Below are 20,416 nucleotides of genomic sequence, written 5' to 3'. Positions count from 1 at the left end.
AGAAGCAAGTCATGACCGAAGTACGCACCGAACGGATCGGCAGCACCCTGCTGATCACCATCGACCGGCCCCAGGCCCGCAACGCGGTGAACGCCGCCGTCGCGGCCGGCCTGGCCGCAGCCCTGGACGAGCTGGAGAACGATCCCACGCTCCGGGTGGGTGTCCTGACCGGCGCCGAGAACACCTTCAGCGCCGGGATGGACCTCAAGGCCGCTCTCCAGGGCGAGTCGCCGGAGATCCCGGGCCGCGGGTTCGGCGGCCTGACCGAAGCCGAGCTGACCAAGCCGCTGATCGCCGCCGTCGAAGGGTTCGCCATGGGTGGCGGGTTCGAACTCGCCTTGGGCTGCGACCTGATCGTGGCCGGTGAGGACAGTCGCTTCGGCCTCCCCGAGGTCAAGCGCGGGCTGATCGCCGCGGGCGGCGGCGTGATCCGGCTGCCGAAGCGGATCCCGCACCACCTGGCGATGGAGTTCCTGCTCACCGGCGAGCCCGTCACCGGCCGCCGCGCCGGCGAGCTGGGCCTGGTCAACCGCGTGACGCCGGACGGCGACGCCGCCGCCGTCGCGCTCCAGCTGGCCGAGAAGCTGGCGGAGAACGCGCCGCTCGCGCTCGCCGCCGTCAAGAAGATCGTGCGCGGCTCGGAGGCCGAGGCCTTCGCCGTGCAGCGCGAAGAGACCAAGAAGCTGATGCAGTCCGCCGACGTCCGCGAAGGCATGACCGCCTTCGCCGAGCGCCGCGCTCCGAAGTGGACAGGCGAATAACCATGAAGATCGACGAAGTCCGCAGGCACGTGACCACTCCCCTGACCGCTCCCGCCTTCGCGCCGGTGGTCCCGAGGTTCACGAACCGCGAGTACCTCAACATCGTCTACCGCACCGACGCCGCCACCCTGCGCGCGGTCGTCCCGGAGCCGCTGCAGGTCGAAGAACCGTTGGTGCGCTTCGAGGTCATGAAGATGGGCGACGTCTCCGGCTACGGCCCGTACACCGAGTCCGGCCAGGCGATCGAGGTCAGCTTCGACGGCGAGCGCGGCGAGTACCTGCACGCGATGTACCTCGACAACTTCCCGGCGACCGCGTCCGGGCGCGAGGTGAGCGCGTACCCGAAGACCGCGGGGAGTCCGAGTCTCTATGTCGACAACGGCGTTCTCGTGGGTACGCTGGACTACGGGACGCTGCGGGTGGCCACCGCGACCATGGGCTACAAGCACCACGAGCTGGACGCCCGCGAGGCCGAAAGGCAGATCACCGTCCCGACGTTCATGCTCAAGACGATCCCCGGCTACGACGGCGCCCCGCGCGTCCAGGAGCTGGTCCGCACCGAGATCACCGACGTCGTGGTCAAGGAGGCCTACACCGGCCCCGCGCGGCTGCAGCTGTTCCAGCACGTCCTGGCCCCGCTGGCCGACCTGCCGGTGCTGGAGGTCGTCTCCGCCAGCCACATCCTCACCGACCTGACGCTCGCTCCGGTCAAGCCGGTCTTCGACTACTTGAAGGGAGTGCAGTCGTGACGCAGGAATTCCGCACCGCCGCGGTGATCGGCGCCGGCACGATCGGCCTGTCCTGGACGGCGCTGTTCGCCGGCCACGGCCTGACCGTCCGGGTGAGCGACCCGCGGCCGGACCTCGCCGAGGCCGTCGTGAACGCCCTGGAGGAGTTCACCCCGCACCTGGCCGCCCGCGGCCTCGACGTCACCGGTCTCGCCGACCGGGTCATCCTCGCCGGCGACGTCGCCGAGGCCGTCCGCGACGCGGACGTCGTGCAGGAGAACGGCCCCGAGAACGTCGAGTTCAAGAAGGACCTGTTCGCGACGCTCGTCCGGGAAGCCCCGGCGCACGCGCTGCTGCTCAGTTCGTCGTCGGCCATCCCCTCGACGGCGTTCACCGGCGAGATCGACGGCAGCCGCGTCCTCATCGGCCACCCGTTCAACCCGCCGCACCTGATCCCCCTGGTCGAGGTCGTCCCCGGCGAGCGCACCAGCGAGGAATCCGTGCGGAAGGCCGTCGACTTCTACACCTTCCTCGGCCGGACGCCGGTCGTGGAGCGCAAGGAGATCCCCGGGTTCGTCGGGAACCGGCTGCAGAACGCGCTGAGCCGCGAAGCGATCTACCTCGTCGAGCAGGGCGTGGTGACCCCCGAAGACCTGGACAAGGTGATCACGAACTCGCTCGGCATCCGCTGGGCGACCGTCGGGCCGTTCCTCGGCTCGCACCTCGGTGGCGGCCCCGGCGGCTACCGGCACATGGCCGAGCACATCGGCAAGTCCATGAAGCAGATGTGGGCCGGGCTGGGCAACCCCAGCCAGAGCCCCGAAGAGCAGGAGCGGCTCATCGAAGCCGTCGAAAAGGCTTACGGCTCCTCCACGTACTCGGAACTCGCCGAGACGCGCGACCGCAAGCAGCTCGCAGTGTTGAACGCAGTGGAGGAGAACTGACATGGAACCGCTCAAGGACAAGCTCACCGCCGACTTCTACGACTTCGAGGCGCTGCTGCCCGACGACGAGCACAAGCTGCTCGTCAAGGCGCGCGAGTTCATGACCAACGACGTCAAGCCGCTGGTGAACGACAACTGGGAGGCCGGCACCTTCCCGAAGGAACTCATCGGGATGTTCCGCGAAAGCGGTCTCGCCGGCCTGCCGTACGAGGGCTACGGCGAGCACAAGCCCGCGGTCAGCCACCTCCTCACCGGCATGATGGCGATGGAGATGAGCCGCACCGACGCCTCGGTCGCGACGTTCTTCGGTGTCCACAACGGACTCGCGATGTACTCCATCTACAGCGGCGGCAGCCAGGAGCAGCGCGACCGCTGGCTCCCCGAGATGGCCGCGATGGACAAGATCGGCGCGTTCGCGATGACCGAGCCGCTCGGCGGGTCCGACGTCGCGGGCGGCATGCGCACCACCGCGAAGCGAGACGGGAACAGCTGGATCCTCAACGGCGCCAAGAAGTGGATCGGCAACGCGACCTTCGCCGACTACGTCGTCGTGTGGGCCCGCGACGTCGACGACAACCACGTCAAGGGCTTCGTCGTGGAGAAGGGCACCCCCGGTTTCGTGCCGGAGAAGATCCAGGGCAAGACCGCCTTCCGGATCGTCGAGAACGCCGAGATCACCTTGACCGACGTCCGCGTGCCGGAAGCGAACCGGCTGCAGGGCATCAACTCTTTCCGGGACGTCGCGGAGATCCTGCGCGCCACGCGCGGCGGGGTCGCCTGGCAGGCGCTGGGCGTGATGATCGGCGCCTACGAAGCCGCACTCGCCTACGCCCAAGAGCGCAAGCAGTTCGGCCGGCCGATCGCCCGCTTCCAGCTGGTGCAGGACCTGCTCGTCAAGAGCCTCGGCAACATCACCGCCTCCTGGGGCATGCTGGTGCAGCTCGCCCGCCTGCAGGACGCGGGCATCTTCAAGGACGAGCACTCGTCGCTGGCCAAGGCGTTCGTCACCTCGCGGATGCGGGAGGTCGTCGCCTGGAGCCGGGAGATCTTCGGCGGCAACGGGATCGTGCTCGGCTACGACGTCGCGCGGTTCTTCGCCGACGCCGAGGCGATCTACTCCTTCGAAGGCACGCGCGAGATGAACACCCTGATCGTCGGCAAGGCGATCACCGGGCAGAGCGCGTTCGTGTGAGGCGCTAGTCGACGCAGCCGGCGGCCGTACTGGTCGCCGGCTGTTTCGTGTCCGCAGTGCCCGCAGTGCCCGAAACGCTCGAGGTACCCGAAGAGCCCGGCGTCGGCACCTTCGTACCGGTGGCCGCCACCGGCTTCACGCCGCCGGGTGTGTCGTCGCCCGCGGCCTGGACCGCCGGTGTGCTGATCGCCGTGCGGACGAACTGCTGGACCTGCGCCGGGTCGACCTTCACCGCGTCGCCGTCGGACGGCGTCTGCATGGAGAGGCTCTGCACCGGAACGGTGGCGAACGCGATCGCGCCCGAGCTCATCCCCCGCAGCTGCTGCGCGAAGCTCAGGACGTCCCAGCCCTTGTCCAGGACCACCGAGCCCTGCACCGCGCTGACCAGCGAACTCAGCTTCGAGGGATCGGTGAACGTGCCCGCGCTCAGCACCTTCTTCGCCATCCCGGACAGGAACGCCTGCTGCCGCGCGATCCGGTCGAGGTCGCCGTTGGCCAGCCCGTGGCGCTGGCGGACGAAGGCGAGCGCCTGCGCCCCGGACAACGTCTGCGTCCCGGCCGGGAAGTCCGCGCCGGAGTACCGGTCGTGCACCGGCGCCTTGAGGCAGACTTCGACGCCGCCGACGGCCTGCGACAGCGCGTCGAACCCGGCGAGGTTGATGGCCGCGTAGTGGTTGATCGTCAGCCCGGTGAACTTCTCCACGGTCTGGATCGCGGTCTTCGCGCCGGCCGCGTTCGCCGCCACTTCCAGCTGGGCCCCGCTGAGCCCCTCGGCCCGCAATCCGGACATCGAGGCGTTCTTGCCGCGGCTGTAGGCCGAATTGATCTTGTGCTTGCCGTACCCGCCCGCGATGTCCACATAGGAGTCACGCGGGATCGAAAGGGCGGTGGCCGCGGCGCCGCCCGCCGGGATGTGGACCACGATCATCGTGTCGGTGGTATCGCCGCCGTCGTCACCGCCTCCGGCGTGCAACGCGTCGAGCACGTTCTGTGGCAACGGGTTGCCGTACGCGTCGGTCCGGGCGTCGATCCCGACGAGCAGAAGGTTCTGGGCGACCTTCAGCGGCTCACCCGGCGGGCTGTCATCGTTGTCGACCTGCGCCGCGGGCGGGATGACGTCGGCGGTGACGATGCCGGCGTCGAGGGAGCTCAGCTGCGTCCACAGGTAGCCGGTGGCGCCGAGCACCACCGTCGAGACGACGCCGAGCGCGACCCGGCCGCCGATGCGGCGCCCCCGCGACGACAACAGCACAGCTTTCCCCTTGCTTCCCTCGGGTGTTCCCCCTTTCGAGGATCACCGCGTTAGCTGGGAATCAGCTGAGAAAGTTGTCGGAAAGCTGTGACGCTGCCCGATCGGCCGAGGCGATTCGGGCCCATCGGCCGGTTTTGGCACGCACCGTAGGGAAGTGCGTACGGGGAAGTGCTGTGGCACCGGCCACACCCGTCCCCGCTATCGCGTCACCGCGGCAGCTTGCGCCAGATCGCGCGCGGCAGGAGGCGCATCGCGAAGAAGACCGGACGGAGCACCCCCGGCACCCACACGACCCCCCGGCCGCGGCGGAGCGCGGCGACGGTCGCCTCGGCCACCTGGTCCGGGGTGCTGGAGAACGGCGCGGGCGCCATGCCCTCGGTCATCCGGCCGATCACGAAGCCGGGCCGGACGAGCAGCAGGTGGACGCCGGAACCATGCAGCGCGTCGGCGAGGCCGCTCGCGAAGCCGTCGAGCCCGGCCTTGGCCGAGCCGTAGACGTAGTTCGCGCGCCGCACGCGCACCCCGGCCACCGAGGAGAACACGACGAGACGGCCGCGCCCCTGCGCGCGCAGCAGGTTCGCGGCGTGGGTCAGCACCCCGACCTGAGCGACGTAGTCGGTGTGCACGATCGCGGCGGCGTGGGCGCTGTCCTGTTCGGCGCGGGCCTGGTCGCCGAGGATGCCGAAGGCGAGCACGACGGTATCCAGCGGCCCGTGCTCGGCCGCCACCTTCTCCAGGAACGCACCGTGCGCGGCGAGGTCGTCGGCGTCGAACTCGGCCGTTTCGACCGTTTCGGCACCGGCCTCCCGCAGTGCGGCGACCTCCGCGGTCAGGTCCGCGCCCGGCCGCGCGGCCAGCACGAACCGCCGTACGTCCCCGCTGACCAGGCGTTTCGCCACGGCCAGCCCGATCTCACTGCGTCCGCCGAGCACCAGCACCGTTCCGCTCACCGCAGCAGTATCTCTGTTCGGGGGTTCCGGGTGGCGGAGCCCCCGGCCCGGGGCGGAGCCCCGGTTTCAACACAGTCTCCCAGCCGGGGTGCGCTAGCGTGCCCGGGTGGGTCACGCTCCGGACTTCGTCGCGCTCGTCGAACGGCACCGCCGGGAAATCCAGGTGCACTGCTACCGCATGCTCGGCTCGCTGACCGAGGCCGAAGACCTCACCCAGGAGACGTTCCTGCGCGCCTGGAAGGGCCGGGACGGGTTCGAAGGCCGGGCGAGCGTGCGCACCTGGCTCTACCGGATCGCGACGAACGCGTGCCTCGACGTCCTCGCCCGGCGGCCGCGGCGCGTGCTGCCCGACCAGCTCGGCCCGGCCGGGGAGCCGGAGGGCCCGATCACGGCCGTGGACCTGCCGTGGCTCGAGCCGTACCCGGACCGGTTGCTCGACGGCGCGGCCCCGGACGACACCGGCGCCGCCGTGGTCGCGCGGGAGACCATCGAGCTGACCTACCTCGCCGCCGTCCAGTACCTGCCGCCGCGCCAGCGGGCCACGCTGATCCTGCGGGACGTGCTCGGCTGGACGGCGAAGGAGACGGCGGCGCTGCTGGAGACGAGCGTGGCGTCGGCCAACAGCGCGCTCCAGCGGGCTCGCGCGACGTTGCGTGAGCGGTTGCCCGCGCGGCGTGCAGAGTGGACGGTGGGCGACCCGACGGCCGAGGAAACGGCGCTGCTCAAGCGGTTCATCGCCGCCTACGAGGACGGCGACCCGGCGGCGGTCGCCCGGTTGCTGCACGAGGACGCCCAGGCGGTCATGCCGCCGTACTCGCTCTGGTTCGCCGACCGCGCCTCGATCATCCGGGCGCTTTCACTCTCGATGGACCCGGCGTCGCCGCACTGCATCGGGCGGTTCCGGATGCGGCCGGTGCGCGCCAACCGCCAGCCCGCGGTGGCCGGTTACCTGCGGCGCCCGGACGAGCACGATTACCGGTGGTTCGGAGTCACCCTGCTCACCGTCGAGGACGGGCTGATCACGGCGATGGCCGCGTTCGAGTCGGCCACGGCGGCAGCTTGGGGCCTGCCGGAGACGTGGCCGACCGGGCACGACGGCCCCGGAGCCGCGTGAGGGATGCAAAGAAACGCATATATGTCGCCTCGCCGACGGTAAAAAGCCCGGGTGGGTGATTCACGAGAATCACCCACCCGGGCGCGCACACAGCCGGAATCGAATTTCTTCCGGATTCGGTGGTTGTGCTCGAGGCCGCCGGGAAGAGGTCACCGGGCAGCAGCGTCAGGCTGCTCGGTGCCGCTGCGGAGCGGTGCGCACCAGCCGACGGCGTTCGTCCGCGGTGGTGCCGCCGAAGACGCCGTGGTCGAGGCCGTTGTCAAGCGCGTAGCCGAGGCATTCGGCGCGCACGGGGCAGCGCGCGCACACGGCCTTCGCCTGCGCCGTCTGCCGGGCGCCGGGGCCGACCTCGGAGATCGGGAAGAACAGTTCCGGGTCCTCGTCCTTGCAGGCCGCGAGTTCCGCCCAGCCCGTCATCGTGGCTTCCATTTCCTTCGTTCACCTCCTTCTCTCACTGCTTCTTTCGGGGGCTCCGGGTGGCGGAGCCCCCGGCCCGGGGCGAAGCCCCGGATGTCACTGCTTCTTTCGGGGGCTCCGGGTGGCGGAGCCCCCGGCCCGGGGCGAAGCCCCGGATGTCACTGCTTCCCATTGTTGGGACGCGTCAACCGACTTAACCGCGGCGGACGCGCGAGCGTATCCGCCTGGGTCAAGGGGGTTTTGGCTTCGGTCCCCGGCTCACCCTCCGGGCAACCAAGACTGCAACACATGAGAGTACGCCTTTCTTCCTGGGATCTCGATGTCGATCACGTCACCCGATCGGCGACGTCCGCGCTGCGGCACCACCCGGCCGGGTACTCCGCCGAACGGCTCGGCGAGGGCGCCGGACCGCCTCAGCGGGCCGGTCTTTGCCGCGTACCGCAAGGCTTTCCGGCCCCAGCGCGGCCGAAACACCGCCGCCGCGGCCGGACGCCCCCCACTCCTGGCCGTCCCGCCGTCCGCCGTGTGCCGCGGTGACCGGAACCCGCCGTTCGCGGAGCCACGTGACGCCGATCGACGGCACGCTCGCCGGAGGCCGGTCGCACGGCCGTCCGGAGCGGATCTTCGATCGCGGCTCGGTGGGTCACCACTGTCGGGTACCCGGGATCCCCCGCGCCCATTCGTCACGAGCCGTCACCGCTGCGACGCAGTCCATTACTCCTACCGAGGAGTCTTGATCGAATCGTTACACGTAGCGGTCACCTCAGCGCACCTGTCCTTGTGAGGGCGAGGGGTGGTGAGGGGTCCGTGGGCGGTCACGAGGAGTTCGACGCGTTCTTCCGCGCCGACTTCGCGCCCCTCGTGGCGTTCCTCTGCAAGGCCGGGTTCGAGGTCGAGGCGGCCCGCGACGTCGCCGCCGAGGCGATGCTGCACGCACTGGAGGCGTGGCCGACCCTCGAAGACCCCCGGGCCTGGGTCCGCCGGGTCGCCGGGCGGCTGCTGGACGCCCCGGGCGACGCACGGGCGGACTGGACCCTGGCCGGCGACCCGCGGGACGACGAGGAGCTCGCCGGGCTGGTCGAGCAGCACGCGGGGCTCATCGACCTGCTCGCCTCCCTCCCCGGCAAGCAGCGGATGGTCCTGGCGTGGTCGCTCGACGGGTTCACGCCCACCCAGATCGCCGAGGCGCTCCGGATCGCGCCCGCGACCGTCCGTTCCACCCTCCGCCACGTGCGGGAACGCCTCAGGCGAACGCGGGTCGCGCGACCCGGTGACCAGCGGGACAGGGAAAGGTGAGCGAAATGCCGGCAACCGAGTACGGGGATCGGGCGATCACCGAGCAGCTGCGGGAGTCCAACGCCGCCCTGCACGACTCCCTGCGCGCCGGCCTCGACGTGGAGGGCGCCCTGCTGCGGGTCCGCAGCAGGGCGCTCGTCCGGGAGATCGCCGCGACGCAGCCCCCGGAGTCGTTCCCGCCGCACTGGCGGCACCACGACGAGCCGGTCGCCGCCGCGATCGCGGGGGACGACGCCGCGACCGCCCGGCTGCTCGCCACCATCCGGCCGCTGGTGGTGCGCTACTGCCGCGCCCGCGTCGGCCGGCACGAGCGCTCGTTCGCTTCGGCGGACGACGTCGCCCAGGAGGTCTGCCTCGCCGTGCTCACCGCGCTGCCGTCCTACCACGACCAGGGCCGCCCGTTCCTCGCGTTCGTCTACGGCATCGCCCAGCACAAGGTCGCCGACGCCCACCGCGCCGCGGCCCGCAACCGCACCGACCCGGTGCCCGAGGTCCCCGACGGCGTCAGCGACACCGCCGGCCCGGAACAGCGGGTCCTGCGGTTCGAGCTGAACGAACGGCTGGCCCGGCTGCTGGACGTGCTGCCGCCGAAACAGCGCGAGATCGTCGTGCTGCGGGTGGTCGTCGGGCTGTCGGCGGAGGAGACGGCCGCGGCGGTGAGCTCGACAGCCGGCGCCGTCCGCGTCGCCCAGCACCGCGCGCTCGGCCGCCTGCGCCGGCTGCTGACCGGCGAGGAAAACTGAACCCGCCGGCCCGGCCGACAACTTCCGCGTGGCCGGCGACACGCCGCTCGAGACCGGCGCGTTCGAGGCGGAGCAGCCGGCCGATGAGTTTTCCGGGCCGGGCCCCGTCAGTACGGGTGACTCCGGACCGAAAGGCGGCCCCATGGCCAAGCTCCTGTACCACATCACGATGTCCCTCGACGGCTTCGTCGCCGGTCCCGCCGACGACATGTCGTGGCTCGGCAGCCTGCCCGCCGGGCCGAACCCGGTCGTCGAGCGGGTGGTCGGCGGCATCGGTGCGGTCCTGATGGGACACCGCACCTACGCTCCGACGACGACGGCGGAGGGCCGGGTGTACGGCGGCAACTGGACGGGCCCGGTCTTCGTCCTGACCCGCGACGCCGCGCCGACGGCGGGATTCACCCTGGTCGAAGACCTCGGCGAGGCGGTGGCGGCGGCGTCGGCCGCGGCGGGAGACGGTTACGTCGCGGTGCTCGGGGCCACGACCGCGCGGCGGTGCCTGGAGGCCGGGCTGCTCGACGAAGTGCTGGTGCACGTGGCGCCGGTCCTGCTCGGCGACGGCGTCCGGCTGTTCGAGCACCCCGGCGGAACCCAGGTCCGGCTCGAAGCCGTGGAGCTGAGCCACGCCGGGGCGATCGGCAACCTTTGGTACCGGGTGGCTTGAGGATCGGTGCAGGGGTCGCCGGCAGCGTCCTGGCGAGTTTCCCGGATCACCCCACCAGGACGTTCTTGTAGAAGAGGTTGGCGTAGCGGTTGACGTTGTCGACGCTGCTGCGTGAGCCGAAGCCGAGGAAGAGGCGGGTTTCGCCGTCGGCCGTGCGGTAGACCGCCATTCCCTCGGGTTCGCGCCAGACGAGGGACTCGCCGGCCCGGGTGATCGCGCGTTCCTTCACCGCGCCGGTCGTCATGTCGATGCGCGTGACGTAGGAGTCGATGTCCGCCGAGTCGGCGTGGCCCGCCCCGTCCAACGTGTACAAGGAGCTGCCGAGGATCGTGTAGCCCTGGAAGACGACGCCCGAGGTGCTCAGCGCCGGCTGCGGAAAGTGGGCCAGTGGCTCGGAAAAGTCGCCGGCGGCGGCCTTCGCGAGCGGGTACACGCTGAACCACATCCTGCCGCCTTCATCGCGGCGCACGGCCATCCGCTGGTACACCGGGTCGGTGGCGCAGGTGATGTTCTTGCTGCCGGTGAGGAACTTCTTCACCGACGGGGTGCCGCCGTCGACGAATTTGAAGCGGGCGAGCGCGGTACCGCGGGATTCGGTGGTGGTTCCGTCGGCGTCGCACTCCATCCAGATGTAGGAGGCGGTGCCGACGGGTTCCACTCCCAATGACACGCCGTGCCCGGCGTGGTTCACGTGCATGGAGCCGAGCAGTTCGCCGGAGAAGCTGAGCTGGCTGACGCACAGGTCGTCGCCGGAGGTGCCGTTCTGCGCCTGCACGATGAAGAGGCGCCGGTTGACGTTGTCGAAGGCGAAGCCCTGCATCACGTGGTGCGACTCGTGCAGCATCTTGCTGCGGAACAGGTCGTAGGAGGGTTTGGTGATGTCGAAGTACGGCGACCCGGGAATGCCGGCCCCCTCGGCGGCGGCGGTCCCGGCGAACAGGGCACCGGCCCCGAGCGCGGCGGCGGTCGCGGCCCCTGCGCGGAACAGCGAACGCCGGGAAAGCGCTCTCGCGGTCATCATTTCGACGGGGTTCTGCGACACGATTCGCCTCCTGGTTCGAACGTCGGGCGAGTGAGCCTCCCCCGGCCGCGTACAGGCGACGTACAAAACCGGATATACGAGCGGCCGCTGAGGGAATCCGCGGTTTCGCTCCGCTCGTCCGAGCTTTCCGTCACCGCGGCCGGGGCGAAGGCTTCTTTCCCAGTTCTTCCGCGAAGATGGCGTCAACGCGCGAGCCCGCTCGCCGCAGGGCTCGCGCGGCCGTGCGGATCAGGTACCCGGCGGCGAACACGAACAGCAGCGTCAGGCCGATGACCGCGGGGTTCGCCACGACGACCTCCCGGTATTCGCGTGCGAGGTAGCCCAGGCCCGCTCCCACGGTGAACGCGTCCAGCAGCGCCAGCCGGGTTGCTCGGTGGCGGGACGACGTGGCCCTGGATGCAGAGGCCATCGCTTCCTCCCGCCGTTCCGGTCAGCGGTGACGCCTTTGCAACCTAGACGAGAGTGGGCCGGTTGGCGGCCACTTCAACCTGTTCGGCCTACCGGGTCTGCCCGGATGGCCGCTGTGATAACTTGAAGCGAACTGAGTGTTCTGTGCGCATGCAAACCTCGTGCCGCTTGCGTGCCCGAGGGCCAGGGGGCGGTAGCTCAGTCGGTTAGAGCAGGGGACTCATAATCCCTTGGCCGCGGGTTCGAGCCCCGCCCGCCCCACCGACTCGGTCTTTCGTGAGAAACACCCGTTACCGCTCGTAGCGCCATGCGGCCCGTCGAGTGTTCTCTAGTGCCCGCCGTGGCCGGAGCCGCCCGGGTGGTGACCCGAACCGCCCGGGTGCAGGTGGAACCGGCTCACCTCGGGCGGGTGGACGACGAAGGGCCGCATCATGCCCTCGTCCTCGTGATCGAGGATGTGGCAGTGGTACATGAACTGGCCGGTCGCGTCCTCGAACCGGCCGGCGACCCGGATCCACTCGCCCGCCCACAGGTTGAACGTGTCCTTCCAGCCCTCCTCGTGCTTCTCGATCGCCGGGCCGTCGCCCGGTGCGGGCAGCGGCCTGGTGGTGCCGCCGGCCGCGACGTCGAACGCCGTCAGGTCGCCGAACTTGTGCCGGCTCAGCAACTGGAACCGCGCCATGTGGATGTGCATCGGGTGCGGGGCCCCGCCGAGCTGGATCAGGTTCCACACCACCCACCGGCCCCGGTCGACGAAGACCGTCGTCGTGTCGTCGAACAGGCGGGCCACCGTCCGGAACGTCCGCACCCGCCCCGTCGCCGGGTCGGTGACCTGGAGGACCCCCTCCTCCGGGAAGTGCATCGGCAGCTCCCCCGGTTCGGTGATCTCCTTCAGCTCCCACATCTCCGGGTGCGGCCGGCCGGCCACCCCCGGCGGGGTCGTCGCCACGAACACCTCGTCGTGGTCCGCCGGCACGGCCACCCGGACGTACGATGTGGACAGTCGGGCCGGCGGCACGAACGAGTCGGCGCGGCGGCGGCTCTCCACGCGGAACTCCATGATGTCCGGCTCGATCGAGGCGCCGGTGTTGACCAGCCGCAGGCGCTGCCCCGGAAACCGGCTGAAGTCGATCAGCAGGTCGACGCGCTCGGCCGGGGTGAGGGTCAGCCCGCCCACCGGCACCGCCGCCGGCGCGGGGAGCAGGCCGGCGTCCGTGCCGGCGATCCGGACCGCGTCGTTGTGCACGGTGCCCGCCTCGTCGACCAGGTCGAGGCGGAAGAACCGGCCGTTCGCCATGTTGAGCACGCGAAAGCGGTACCAGCGCGCGTCGACGTCCAGGTGCGGCCAGATGACGCCGTTGACGAGGGTGAACGGGCCGGTGACGGGGGCCGTCGTACCGGACGCGGGCAGGTACTGGAACTTGAACAGCAGCCGGCCGGTGAGCGCGCCGGTCGCCGGGTCGGTGTCGAGGTTGCGGTCGGCGAGGATCAGCGGGATCTCGTGGTCGCCGCGGGGCAGGCGCAGCCTGTCCTCTTCTTCGTCGCGGATCAGGTACAGCCCGGCGAGTCCGGAGTGGACGTTGAACCGCGTCACGGCCATCGCGTGGTCGTGGTACCAGAGCGCGGTGGCCGCCTGGCGGTTCGGGTACTCGGTGAGCTGGGTGCGCCCCGGCGAAATCCCGTTGTGCGCCCAGCCGTCGTTGCCGCCGTCGGTCAGCGCGCCGTGCAGGTGCACGACGTTCCACGGCGGCAGGTCAGCGACGCCGTCGATCAGCTCCACCCCGGCGGGCAGGCTGCCGTCCGCGGCGCGGTAGCCGGGCCGGTTCGCCGGCGTCGGCTGCGCGTACGGCGCCCGCACCGCCACCAGCGGCACCGTGCCCCGGAGCTCGTTGGCCCACGCCACCCGCAGCCGCCGGTGGCTGCGCACCTCGATGGTCGGGCCGGGGAACCGGCCTTCGTAGGTCCACAGCGTGGTTTCCGGCAGCTGGGAGTGCAGCCGCGTCCGCGCGGTGGTCATCGTGATCGTGAGTTCGCCGGAGTTCCGCCGCGAATGCGCCTGGATCACCGCCGGGATCCGCAACGGGTCGAGGAACTTGGCGAGACCGAAGTTCGGCGCCGCAGACGGCAGCTGCCGTCCGCGGCCGGTCGCCGGCTGAGCCGCCGAAGCCGCCGCCCTCGGGGCACTCGGACCGAGCAAGCTCACCCCCGCCACGACGCCCGCGGAACCGAGCGCCGCGGCGGCGAGGAAGGTACGACGGTCGACGGAGTCATCCACCGGTGTTTCTCCTGTTTGTGCGTCACCAGGCAACCGGGAGCTCATTCGGCACCTGGAAACCGGCGGTGGGGGTGAACGGGTTTTCCTCCGCCGGGACCGCGCGCCGGAGACGGGACAGCCGGTCGAGCAACCTGCCCAGGGGCGAGCGGCTTGTGCCCGGCCCTCGACAGGCAACCCGGCGCCGGCTCGTAAGGGCACGTGCGGTCCGTCGGGAACACAACGGTTTCAGTCACGCGGGAACCTCCGGGCACGGCGAATACCGGCGATCCGCACGGCGTGGAGCGGGTGGGTGCGGCTCGGATCCGGAACGTTAGCCAAGCGACGGCCGGCTGCGCATCCCCACACTTGGTATTGATCGGAGTCGCGGCGCGCCGCCCCGGCGTCCGCCGGCCGCCGCAATCGGCACTTCCCGGGGAAACCGCGCTTGCGAGTCCTCAGTGGACATCGGCAGCGGAGCGCGGACCCGGCTGCCGCGGCGGTCAGCGCACGCGGTCGTAGACCACCGCCGTCTCGCCCAGCTCGCCGGTTTCGTGGTGCGTGAGCTGCCACTTCGAAGCCGGCAGGCCGTCGTCGAACAGCCGGGGGCCGCCGCCCGCGATTTCCGGGCAGATCATCAGGTACAGCCGGTCGAGCAGGTCCGCCGCGAGCAGCGGCTTGATGACGCTCGCGCTGCTGTTGACGAGGATGTCGCCCCCGGGCCCGCCCTTCAGCTCGGTGACGACGTCCGCCGCCGGGGCGCGCACCAGCCGCGTGCGCTCCCACGGGGCGTCGGCCAACGTGGTGGAGAAGACCACCTTTTCCGCGTCCACCAGCCATTGCGCGTAGCCGCGGTCCCGCGGGTCGGCGTTCTCGTCGGCGGCGACCGTGGGCCAGAACCCCAGGAACCCCTCCGCGTTGCGGCGGCCGAGCACGGCCGTCGTCGCCCCTTCCCAGATGCGGGCGAGGTGGCGCCGCGCGACTTCGGTGGTCACGTACGGCAGGATCGCGCCCATGTCGGCGGGCCCGCCGGGGCCGTGGTAGCGCCCGTCCAGGGTGAGGCTCAGGTTCGCGGTCACCCGGCGGTCGGTCGGCTCGGTCATGGGATCAGCCCTTTCTCTTGGCAAGAACGTCGGTGAGGTGGTCGAGCACCTGGCTCCAGCCGGGTTCGATCCCGGCGATGAAGGGGACGGCGTCGACGGTCGTCGCGGTGATGCGCAAGCCCAGCCGCAGCCGGGTGCCGTCCGGATCCGGGTGGAGCTCGAGGTCGTAGTCGCCGGTGAAGGAGGCGGGGCCCGTCACGGCGAGGTCGAACGCGAGGTGCCCGGGCTCGTCGGCGACCCGCACCCGGCCTTCGGAGTGGTACTCGCCGTCGGCGTCGCGGTAGCCGAGCACGATCCGCCCGCCCGGCCACGGCTCGAGGGTGCAGGCGGTGACCGTCATCGACGGCGGAACCCACCAGGAAGCCAGCAGGTCCGGGTCGGCCCAGTGCCGCCAGACCACGTCGGGCGGCGCGGGCAGGAGGCGGTCGAAGGCGAACGTGCGCCCGTCCGCCCACCGGTCCCGGTCCGCCATCGCGGCGTCGGCCTCGATGGTCGCCCGGTACCGCGCCAGGGCCTCCCGCTCACCCGCGTGCGCCTCGGTGGCGTCAGCCAGCTCCCGCAGCCGGCTCGCGAGCGCCGCCAGGGGTCCGGCTTCGAGGGCGTACACCCGCCGCTGCCCGAGCGGGAAGACGGTGACCAGGCCGGCGCGGGCCAGGGTCTGGAGGTGCTTGGTGGTCTGCGGCTGCCGCAGCCCGGTCAGTCCGGCCAGCTCCCCCACCGAGCGGGGGCGCTCGGCGAGGAGTTCGACGATGCGCCACCGCGCGGTGTCGCCCAGTACGGCAGCAATCCGGTCCATGAGCTGAGTATTCACCGGGGAGAATATTCATGTCAAGGAATATCTTGGCCCGCCAGCCAGCGCAGCCCGTAGGCGTACCCCAGCTGCGGCGCGGCGAACTCCTGAGCCACCTCGCACGCGCCGTCGAGCGGCAAGGACTCCCCCGGCTGGGGCGGATCGGCGAGGACCGACGGCGGGACGCGGTCCAGCCGCCACACCACCGCGGGCGGCCGCTGCGGGTCGAACCGGACCCGCACCGTGAACGACTCGCACGTCACCAGCGGCACGAACACGTACGACGGCCGGATCGGCAGGCCGTCCCGGATGCGGTAGACCAGCGAGTAGGTGTGGCTGTCCCCGCGGGACAGCGGGCGCGGCAGGTCGAGCAGCCAGCGGAAGTGCCGTTGCCCCTCCCGGTGCGCGGCGCTGATCCGGACGCCGTGCCGGGCGTCCGCGGCGACGTGCCGCTCGCCGTCGCGGCCGTCCTCGGTGCGGGGCACCGTGAACTGGGCGGAAATCCGGCCGAGACCGTCGCAGGTCGCCACGATCAGCCGTTCCTCGGTCACCTCCGGCTCGGCGGTGTCGAGCCGCACGAGCACCTCGAGCCGCTTGACGAACCAGCCCTTGTCCGGGTCGGGCTCCCCGTCGCCCGGCCGCGTGCCGGCCTCGATCTCCGCGGCGAGCCGGACGAACGACCGGTCGATCCGCCGCCGGGCCGTGCGCTCCGAGACGCGCAGCCGGTCCGCGAGGACGCCGACCCGTTCGCTGAGGCGGGCGTGCTGCGAGCCGGGGGCGATGCCCAGCGCGACGTTGACCGCCAGCCGGTCGTCGGGCGGAAAATCCGCGATCGCGGCCGAAATCGCTTCGCGCAGAACGCGCCGCGCGTCGCGGTCGCTCGTCGTCCGGTGGATTTCGCACCAGCCGGAGACGACCGGCCCGAGCCGGCTGCGCAGCCGGTCGGCTTCCAATCCCCACCCGCGCCGCAAAGTGGCGAGTTCCCGGAGCAGCCCGTCCTTGTGTGCCATGGGATTTCCATTGTGACACGGGCACTTCTCGGCGATCGGCGGCACCGGCTGCGCCGATCAGGTGATTCCCCGGTGGCCAGCGGCTGGCCAATTCCCCGGGATTTCGGCCCGCGTGCGGCCTTTTCCCATTCTCCGCCTGCCCGACCATTTTCCCGTCGACATCGGGGAGGCAGGTTGCTCGACACCATCGGCCCGGCCGACGTCGCCGGGGTGCGGAAACTGGCTCGCGACGGCCTGCTCGCCGGCTCGGCCGCGGCCGCCCGGCCCCGCGCGCTGGCCCGGTTGCGCGGCGGGGTCTACACCGTGGCGTGGCCGCTGGTGTTCACGCGGATCACCAAGCCGCTGGAGCACCGGCGCCGGCACGCGGACTGCGCCCGCGGGCTCGAGTGGCTGCGGCCGGACTGCCTGGACCGCTTCCACGACGACGTGGAAGCGGTGGTGGAGCACGCGCTGCGGCGCGCGACCGGCCCGATCGAGAACCTCGAGGGCTGGCTGGCCACCCGGCTCAACCCCGCGACGGTGGACGCGCACCGGCGGCGGCGCGGCGGGATCGGGGCGCTGCAACGACCTCGCCTCCCGTCTTGGCTGGCCGACGCACTCGGCGGCGACCCCTGGCTGTGCGACCTCGCCGTGCAGATCCTGGTCTGGGTGGGGGTGCCGGCCACGGCGGGTGCGGAGCTGTGGCCGCTGGACGGCTGGGCCGCGCGGCGCACGGAGGTCACCGGCGAGCCGGTGGCCGACCGCGACGCGCTCGACCGCGAGGTCGAGCAGGTGCTGGCGGCCATGCGCACCCGGCCGAAGTGGCACGCCGAGCACGTCGAGCGCCCGCTGGGGCACAAGCAGGCCCCGGTCGCACCGATGGCGGCGGAGCTCCCGGCCCTGGAACTGGTCGGCGCGCACGAGATCGAGGACGCCCGGCTCGCGGACTTGGCCGAGCAGGCCCTGCAGGCGATCGAAGTCCGCCTGAACCGCGACGAAGCACCGGCGGCGGCGGTCACCACGGTGGTCGGGATGCTGTTCGGCGAGCTCGCCGCCGGCAGCGCCGCCCGCGACGACTGGCTCGCTGCCGCGCTGGCGGACCCGGCGCGGTTGGAGGCGATCGTGGCCACGGTCATGACCATCCTGGGCCGTTGAGCGCCGGGCCGACCCGGCGCTCACCCACCTTCCGACGGCCGCCCCGAGGTGGCCTTGGGTGCGCCAGACGCATTGACGGCCACCTCGGGTGCGTCCGACGAACCGAAGGCCACGTTAAGTGCGTCTCGCGCACCGAAAGCCACCTCGGTCACGACCCACGCACCGAAAGCCACCTCGGTCGCAACACGCACCGAAAGCCACCTCGGGGCGCTCGGACCGGTCACCGTCCGGAGCCCGGGAGACCGGAATCGCCCTCCTCGACCGACCGGCGCCGGGCCTCGAACGCCGCCGTCAGCGCCTCGGGCGGGCAACCCGCCGTTCGCGCGCGCCTGACCGCCGCCGTCAGCTCGGCCAGCAGCAGCGCGCGCACGGCCGCGCGGGTGGCCTCCGGGAGTCTCGAGAGCGGTGTCGCTGCTTCCGTCACCCTCGACCTCCTCTCCCCGGCACCAGCCTTCCCCTGACGGACGGACACGGCTCAGCGCCACCACGGCGGCGGGGGCACCGGGAGCTGCAGCGGGCAGCCGCCGGTGTGGCTGCCCGTCCAGCAGTCCGCGAGCCAGCGGGCCAGCGCGACCGGGCCGAGCAGGCTGTCCTCCCACACCGGGGTCAGCTCGCCCGCCCGGCGCAGCACCGCTTCGGCCGTACCGCAGAAGGAAACCACCGCCGCGACCGCCGTGTCGGCCCGCTCACCGGACCAGGCGACCGCGGCTCGCGGCAGCCGGGCCGGGATGGCCAGGCCGGTGCCGATGGTGCAGTTGCGCGCCAGCTGCACGGCGAGATCGAACTCGACCGCTTCGGCGTGCCGCTGTCTGGCTCGCCAGCGAGGCGAAGCAGCGGCCACGGACAACCCGACCAGCCGGGCCGCGACCAACCCGTCCCACACCGTCAGAAGCACCGCTCGCGTGTCGGCCGGATGGACGGCGGCGAGCTCGTGGGTGACAGCGCTGAGCCAGGCACACGGGTCCTTGACTTGACGATCAGCGGTGACGGTCACGGCAGTCAGTTTCCCACCGGGACGCGGCAACAACCCCCGGATGATCATGGTTCACCCCAGGACCACCCGGTCGGTGGCGGGCCGTTGAGCGGCGGGCGTAACCCGATCGGGCACTCCGCGTGACCAAATCGTCACAGTCATGCGATCATGTCGGCGCTCAGTGCCGAGCACGCCCTCCGACCGTTCCCGCGAAAGGCCCCACACCGAGTGATCAAGATCAGCAAAAGCCGGGCCGGCACCCAGCGCGTCACCTTCAGCCTCCCGATCGGCGCGCCGCCCGGCCGGGTGAGCGTCGTGGGCTCGTTCAACGACTGGACGCCCGGCCGCCACCACCTCACCCCGCGGTCCAACGGCCGCCGCTCGGCGTCGGTCGACGTGGCACCGGGCACGGTGCTCCAGTTCCGCTACCTCGGCGAGGACGGCCACTGGTTCGACGACCCGGACCTGCCCGACCGCGCCGACGGCAACTGCATCTGCACGACTACGTGACGACCCGGACGGCTCAGGCCCGGCGGCGGCGCTTTCCCGCGCCCCCGCTTCGCCGGGCCGGTTTCGCCGCGGCGGGCTTGCGTTCCGGGCGCTTGCGCTCCGCCGGCGCCGGCGCGCGGCCGCGCGTGCTGTTCACCGTCCGGCCGCGGACGATCCCGATGAACTGCTCCATCAGGTCCGTCGTCTCCTCCTCCGGCCAGGACAGCGCGACACTCGACTGCGGCGCGTCCCCGACCGGCCGGTAGGTGAGGTCACGGCGGTGGTGCAGGCGGGCGAGCGACTGCGGAACGACGAGCACCCCGACGCCGGCGGCGACCAGCTCGATCGCGTCCGCCGTCGTTTCGGGCCGCGAGGCCGCCGGCCGCCCCGGCCGGGTTTCCCACTCCAGCGTGTCGTCGAGGGGGTGCAGCACGACCTCGTCCGCCAGGTCCACGGTGGACACTTCGTCCGCCGCCGCGATCAGGTGGTCCTTCGGCACCACGACCACCGTCGTCTCGGTGTAGAGCGGGATCGCGTGCAGGCCGTCCCGGTCGATCGGCGACCGCAGCAGCGCCGCGTCGGCGTCGCGGGCGCGCAGCAGGCCGGTCGCGTCGGCGGCGGCGACCGGCACGAGGAGCAGCGGGACCTCCGGCACCCGCTCGCCCCAGGTCCGCACCCACTTGGCGGGCGTCGCTCCCGGAACGTACGCGAGCTTGAAAGAGGTCACCGGGTCAGGTTACCGGGAGTCACGCTGGCTACCCTGGACGGCATGACGTCGCCCAAGACCACCCAGACCATGAAGCCCGCGACGGCGGCGAAGAAGCTGGGTGTGTACCTCGAAGCCACCCCCGCGGAGTTCCGGGAGGGCGTCGTCACGCGCGACGAGCTGAACGCGCTGCAAGCCGACCCGCCCGAATGGCTGCGGGAGCTGCGCCGCACCGGCCCGCACCCGCGGTCGGTGGTCGCGGCGAAGCTGGGCGTCTCCATCGGCGGCCTCACCCGCGGCGGGATCACCGAGCCGCTCACCACCGAGGAGATCGACGCGCTGAAGGCGGACAGTCCCGACTGGCTGGTGCGGGAGCGCGCCACCCAGGCCGAGGTGCGCAAGGAAACGCTGCGGGTCAAGGAAAAGAAGGACTGAGCCGGGCCGCGCGG

Annotated in this window: 23 protein-coding genes and 1 tRNA gene; 12 read left to right on the top strand and 12 right to left on the bottom strand. The window is 71.7% G+C overall.

The genetic code is table 11. The features are described 5' to 3' along the window. Window positions 1-11 precede the first annotated feature (11 nt). Genes AB0M80_RS15830 through AB0M80_RS15815 form a run of 4 tightly spaced genes read left to right on the top strand, consistent with a single transcriptional unit; the run spans window position 12 to window position 3,625 of the window. Window positions 12-761, top strand: coding sequence for a crotonase/enoyl-CoA hydratase family protein (locus AB0M80_RS15830; RefSeq protein ID WP_364564515.1), 750 nt, complete (start codon window positions 12-14; stop codon window positions 759-761). Between the two features lie 2 nt (window positions 762-763). Then, window positions 764-1,510 (top strand): acetoacetate decarboxylase, encoded by a 747-nt coding sequence (locus AB0M80_RS15825; protein ID WP_364564513.1) that lies wholly within the window; start codon window positions 764-766, stop codon window positions 1,508-1,510. Then, complete coding sequence (locus AB0M80_RS15820; RefSeq protein ID WP_364564510.1) at window positions 1,507-2,433, top strand: 3-hydroxyacyl-CoA dehydrogenase NAD-binding domain-containing protein; 927 nt, start codon at window positions 1,507-1,509, stop codon at window positions 2,431-2,433. The genes AB0M80_RS15825 and AB0M80_RS15820 overlap by 4 nt, the downstream gene beginning before the upstream one ends. A 1-nt stretch (window position 2,434) precedes the next feature. Then, window positions 2,435-3,625 carry an acyl-CoA dehydrogenase family protein gene (locus AB0M80_RS15815; protein WP_364564507.1) on the top strand — a complete coding sequence of 397 codons (1,191 nt, stop codon included), beginning with the start codon at window positions 2,435-2,437 and terminating at the stop codon, window positions 3,623-3,625. 4 nt (window positions 3,626-3,629) lie between these two features. Here AB0M80_RS15815 and AB0M80_RS15810 read toward each other — a convergent pair whose 3' ends face one another. Both AB0M80_RS15810 and AB0M80_RS15805 read right to left on the bottom strand, forming a co-directional pair. Beyond that, window positions 3,630-4,877: an LCP family protein gene (locus tag AB0M80_RS15810; RefSeq protein ID WP_364564504.1), complete on the bottom strand. Its 1,248-nt coding sequence runs from the start codon at window positions 4,875-4,877 to the stop codon at window positions 3,630-3,632. Between the two features lie 206 nt (window positions 4,878-5,083). Beyond that, window positions 5,084-5,827 carry an SDR family NAD(P)-dependent oxidoreductase gene (locus AB0M80_RS15805; protein WP_364564501.1) on the bottom strand — a complete coding sequence of 248 codons (744 nt, stop codon included), beginning with the start codon at window positions 5,825-5,827 and terminating at the stop codon, window positions 5,084-5,086. Window positions 5,828-5,933: 106 nt separating this feature from the next. Here AB0M80_RS15805 and AB0M80_RS15800 point away from each other — a divergent pair, with 106 nt between their 5' ends. After that, window positions 5,934-6,941, top strand: a complete 1,008-nt coding sequence (locus AB0M80_RS15800; protein WP_364564498.1) for an RNA polymerase subunit sigma-70 — start codon at window positions 5,934-5,936, stop codon at window positions 6,939-6,941. Window positions 6,942-7,106: 165 nt separating this feature from the next. Here AB0M80_RS15800 and AB0M80_RS15795 read toward each other — a convergent pair whose 3' ends face one another. After that, entirely contained in the window at window positions 7,107-7,370 is a 264-nt protein-coding gene (locus AB0M80_RS15795; protein ID WP_003056777.1) for a WhiB family transcriptional regulator, read from the bottom strand. 795 nt (window positions 7,371-8,165) lie between these two features. Between AB0M80_RS15795 and AB0M80_RS15790 the strand changes: the two genes are divergently transcribed. From AB0M80_RS15790 to AB0M80_RS15780, 3 genes are all read left to right on the top strand, one after another. Beyond that, window positions 8,166-8,654: a sigma-70 family RNA polymerase sigma factor gene (locus AB0M80_RS15790; RefSeq protein ID WP_364564495.1), complete on the top strand. Its 489-nt coding sequence runs from the start codon at window positions 8,166-8,168 to the stop codon at window positions 8,652-8,654. Between the two features lie 146 nt (window positions 8,655-8,800). Next, window positions 8,801-9,397, top strand: a complete 597-nt coding sequence (shbA, locus tag AB0M80_RS15785) for an RNA polymerase sigma factor ShbA (protein WP_364564784.1) — start codon at window positions 8,801-8,803, stop codon at window positions 9,395-9,397. Between the two features lie 142 nt (window positions 9,398-9,539). Next, a complete protein-coding gene (locus AB0M80_RS15780; RefSeq protein ID WP_364564492.1) occupies window positions 9,540-10,061 on the top strand; it encodes a dihydrofolate reductase family protein in 522 nt (173 codons plus the stop codon). Between the two features lie 46 nt (window positions 10,062-10,107). On the opposite strand, the gene AB0M80_RS15775 is transcribed toward AB0M80_RS15780, so the two are convergent. Together AB0M80_RS15775 and AB0M80_RS15770 are read right to left on the bottom strand one after the other, a co-directional pair. Beyond that, window positions 10,108-11,103, bottom strand: a complete 996-nt coding sequence (locus AB0M80_RS15775; protein ID WP_364564489.1) for a teichoic acid biosynthesis protein C — start codon at window positions 11,101-11,103, stop codon at window positions 10,108-10,110. A gap of 130 nt (window positions 11,104-11,233) precedes the next feature. Then, window positions 11,234-11,512 carry a hypothetical protein gene (locus AB0M80_RS15770; RefSeq protein WP_364564486.1) on the bottom strand — a complete coding sequence of 93 codons (279 nt, stop codon included), beginning with the start codon at window positions 11,510-11,512 and terminating at the stop codon, window positions 11,234-11,236. A gap of 186 nt (window positions 11,513-11,698) precedes the next feature. Between AB0M80_RS15770 and AB0M80_RS15765 the strand changes: the two genes are divergently transcribed. Beyond that, a tRNA-Ile gene (locus AB0M80_RS15765) sits at window positions 11,699-11,772 on the top strand. Between the two features lie 67 nt (window positions 11,773-11,839). Here AB0M80_RS15765 and AB0M80_RS15760 read toward each other — a convergent pair. From AB0M80_RS15760 to AB0M80_RS15745, 4 genes are all read right to left on the bottom strand, one after another. Beyond that, entirely contained in the window at window positions 11,840-13,786 is a 1,947-nt protein-coding gene (locus AB0M80_RS15760; RefSeq protein ID WP_364564483.1) for a multicopper oxidase domain-containing protein, read from the bottom strand. A gap of 479 nt (window positions 13,787-14,265) precedes the next feature. Continuing rightward, window positions 14,266-14,865, bottom strand: coding sequence for a dihydrofolate reductase family protein (locus AB0M80_RS15755; protein ID WP_364564481.1), 600 nt, complete (start codon window positions 14,863-14,865; stop codon window positions 14,266-14,268). Window positions 14,866-14,869: 4 nt separating this feature from the next. Continuing rightward, window positions 14,870-15,661, bottom strand: coding sequence for a metalloregulator ArsR/SmtB family transcription factor (locus AB0M80_RS15750; protein ID WP_364564479.1), 792 nt, complete (start codon window positions 15,659-15,661; stop codon window positions 14,870-14,872). A gap of 32 nt (window positions 15,662-15,693) precedes the next feature. Next, window positions 15,694-16,665 carry a hypothetical protein gene (locus tag AB0M80_RS15745; protein WP_364564476.1) on the bottom strand — a complete coding sequence of 324 codons (972 nt, stop codon included), beginning with the start codon at window positions 16,663-16,665 and terminating at the stop codon, window positions 15,694-15,696. A 174-nt stretch (window positions 16,666-16,839) separates the two neighbouring features. Between AB0M80_RS15745 and AB0M80_RS15740 the strand changes: the two genes are divergently transcribed. Then, the gene (locus AB0M80_RS15740) at window positions 16,840-17,799 is read left to right on the top strand and encodes a hypothetical protein (RefSeq protein ID WP_364564473.1); all 960 of its coding nucleotides are present in this window, start codon (window positions 16,840-16,842) and stop codon (window positions 17,797-17,799) included. Window positions 17,800-18,019: 220 nt separating this feature from the next. Here AB0M80_RS15740 and AB0M80_RS15735 read toward each other — a convergent pair whose 3' ends face one another. Both AB0M80_RS15735 and AB0M80_RS15730 read right to left on the bottom strand, forming a co-directional pair. Continuing rightward, on the bottom strand, window positions 18,020-18,223 hold the full coding sequence (locus AB0M80_RS15735) for a hypothetical protein (protein ID WP_364564470.1): 204 nt from the start codon (window positions 18,221-18,223) through the stop codon (window positions 18,020-18,022). Window positions 18,224-18,274: 51 nt separating this feature from the next. Next, window positions 18,275-18,793 (bottom strand): hypothetical protein, encoded by a 519-nt coding sequence (locus tag AB0M80_RS15730; RefSeq protein WP_364564467.1) that lies wholly within the window; start codon window positions 18,791-18,793, stop codon window positions 18,275-18,277. Window positions 18,794-19,000: 207 nt separating this feature from the next. Between AB0M80_RS15730 and AB0M80_RS15725 the strand changes: the two genes are divergently transcribed. Then, a complete protein-coding gene (locus tag AB0M80_RS15725) occupies window positions 19,001-19,282 on the top strand; it encodes an isoamylase (protein WP_364564464.1) in 282 nt (93 codons plus the stop codon). A 13-nt stretch (window positions 19,283-19,295) separates the two neighbouring features. On the opposite strand, the gene AB0M80_RS15720 is transcribed toward AB0M80_RS15725, so the two are convergent. Next, window positions 19,296-19,988, bottom strand: a complete 693-nt coding sequence (locus AB0M80_RS15720; protein ID WP_364564461.1) for a LysR substrate-binding domain-containing protein — start codon at window positions 19,986-19,988, stop codon at window positions 19,296-19,298. Window positions 19,989-20,030: 42 nt separating this feature from the next. Here AB0M80_RS15720 and AB0M80_RS15715 point away from each other — a divergent pair, with 42 nt between their 5' ends. Continuing rightward, window positions 20,031-20,402: a DUF5997 family protein gene (locus AB0M80_RS15715; protein WP_364564458.1), complete on the top strand. Its 372-nt coding sequence runs from the start codon at window positions 20,031-20,033 to the stop codon at window positions 20,400-20,402. The last annotated feature ends 14 nt before the right edge of the window (window positions 20,403-20,416 follow it).

The organism is Amycolatopsis sp. NPDC051045, assembly GCF_040682955.1.
Lineage (GTDB): Bacteria > Actinomycetota > Actinomycetes > Mycobacteriales > Pseudonocardiaceae > Amycolatopsis.
Note: the sequence above shows the minus strand (reverse complement) of the source record. Positions and strands in the feature narration are given on the sequence as shown.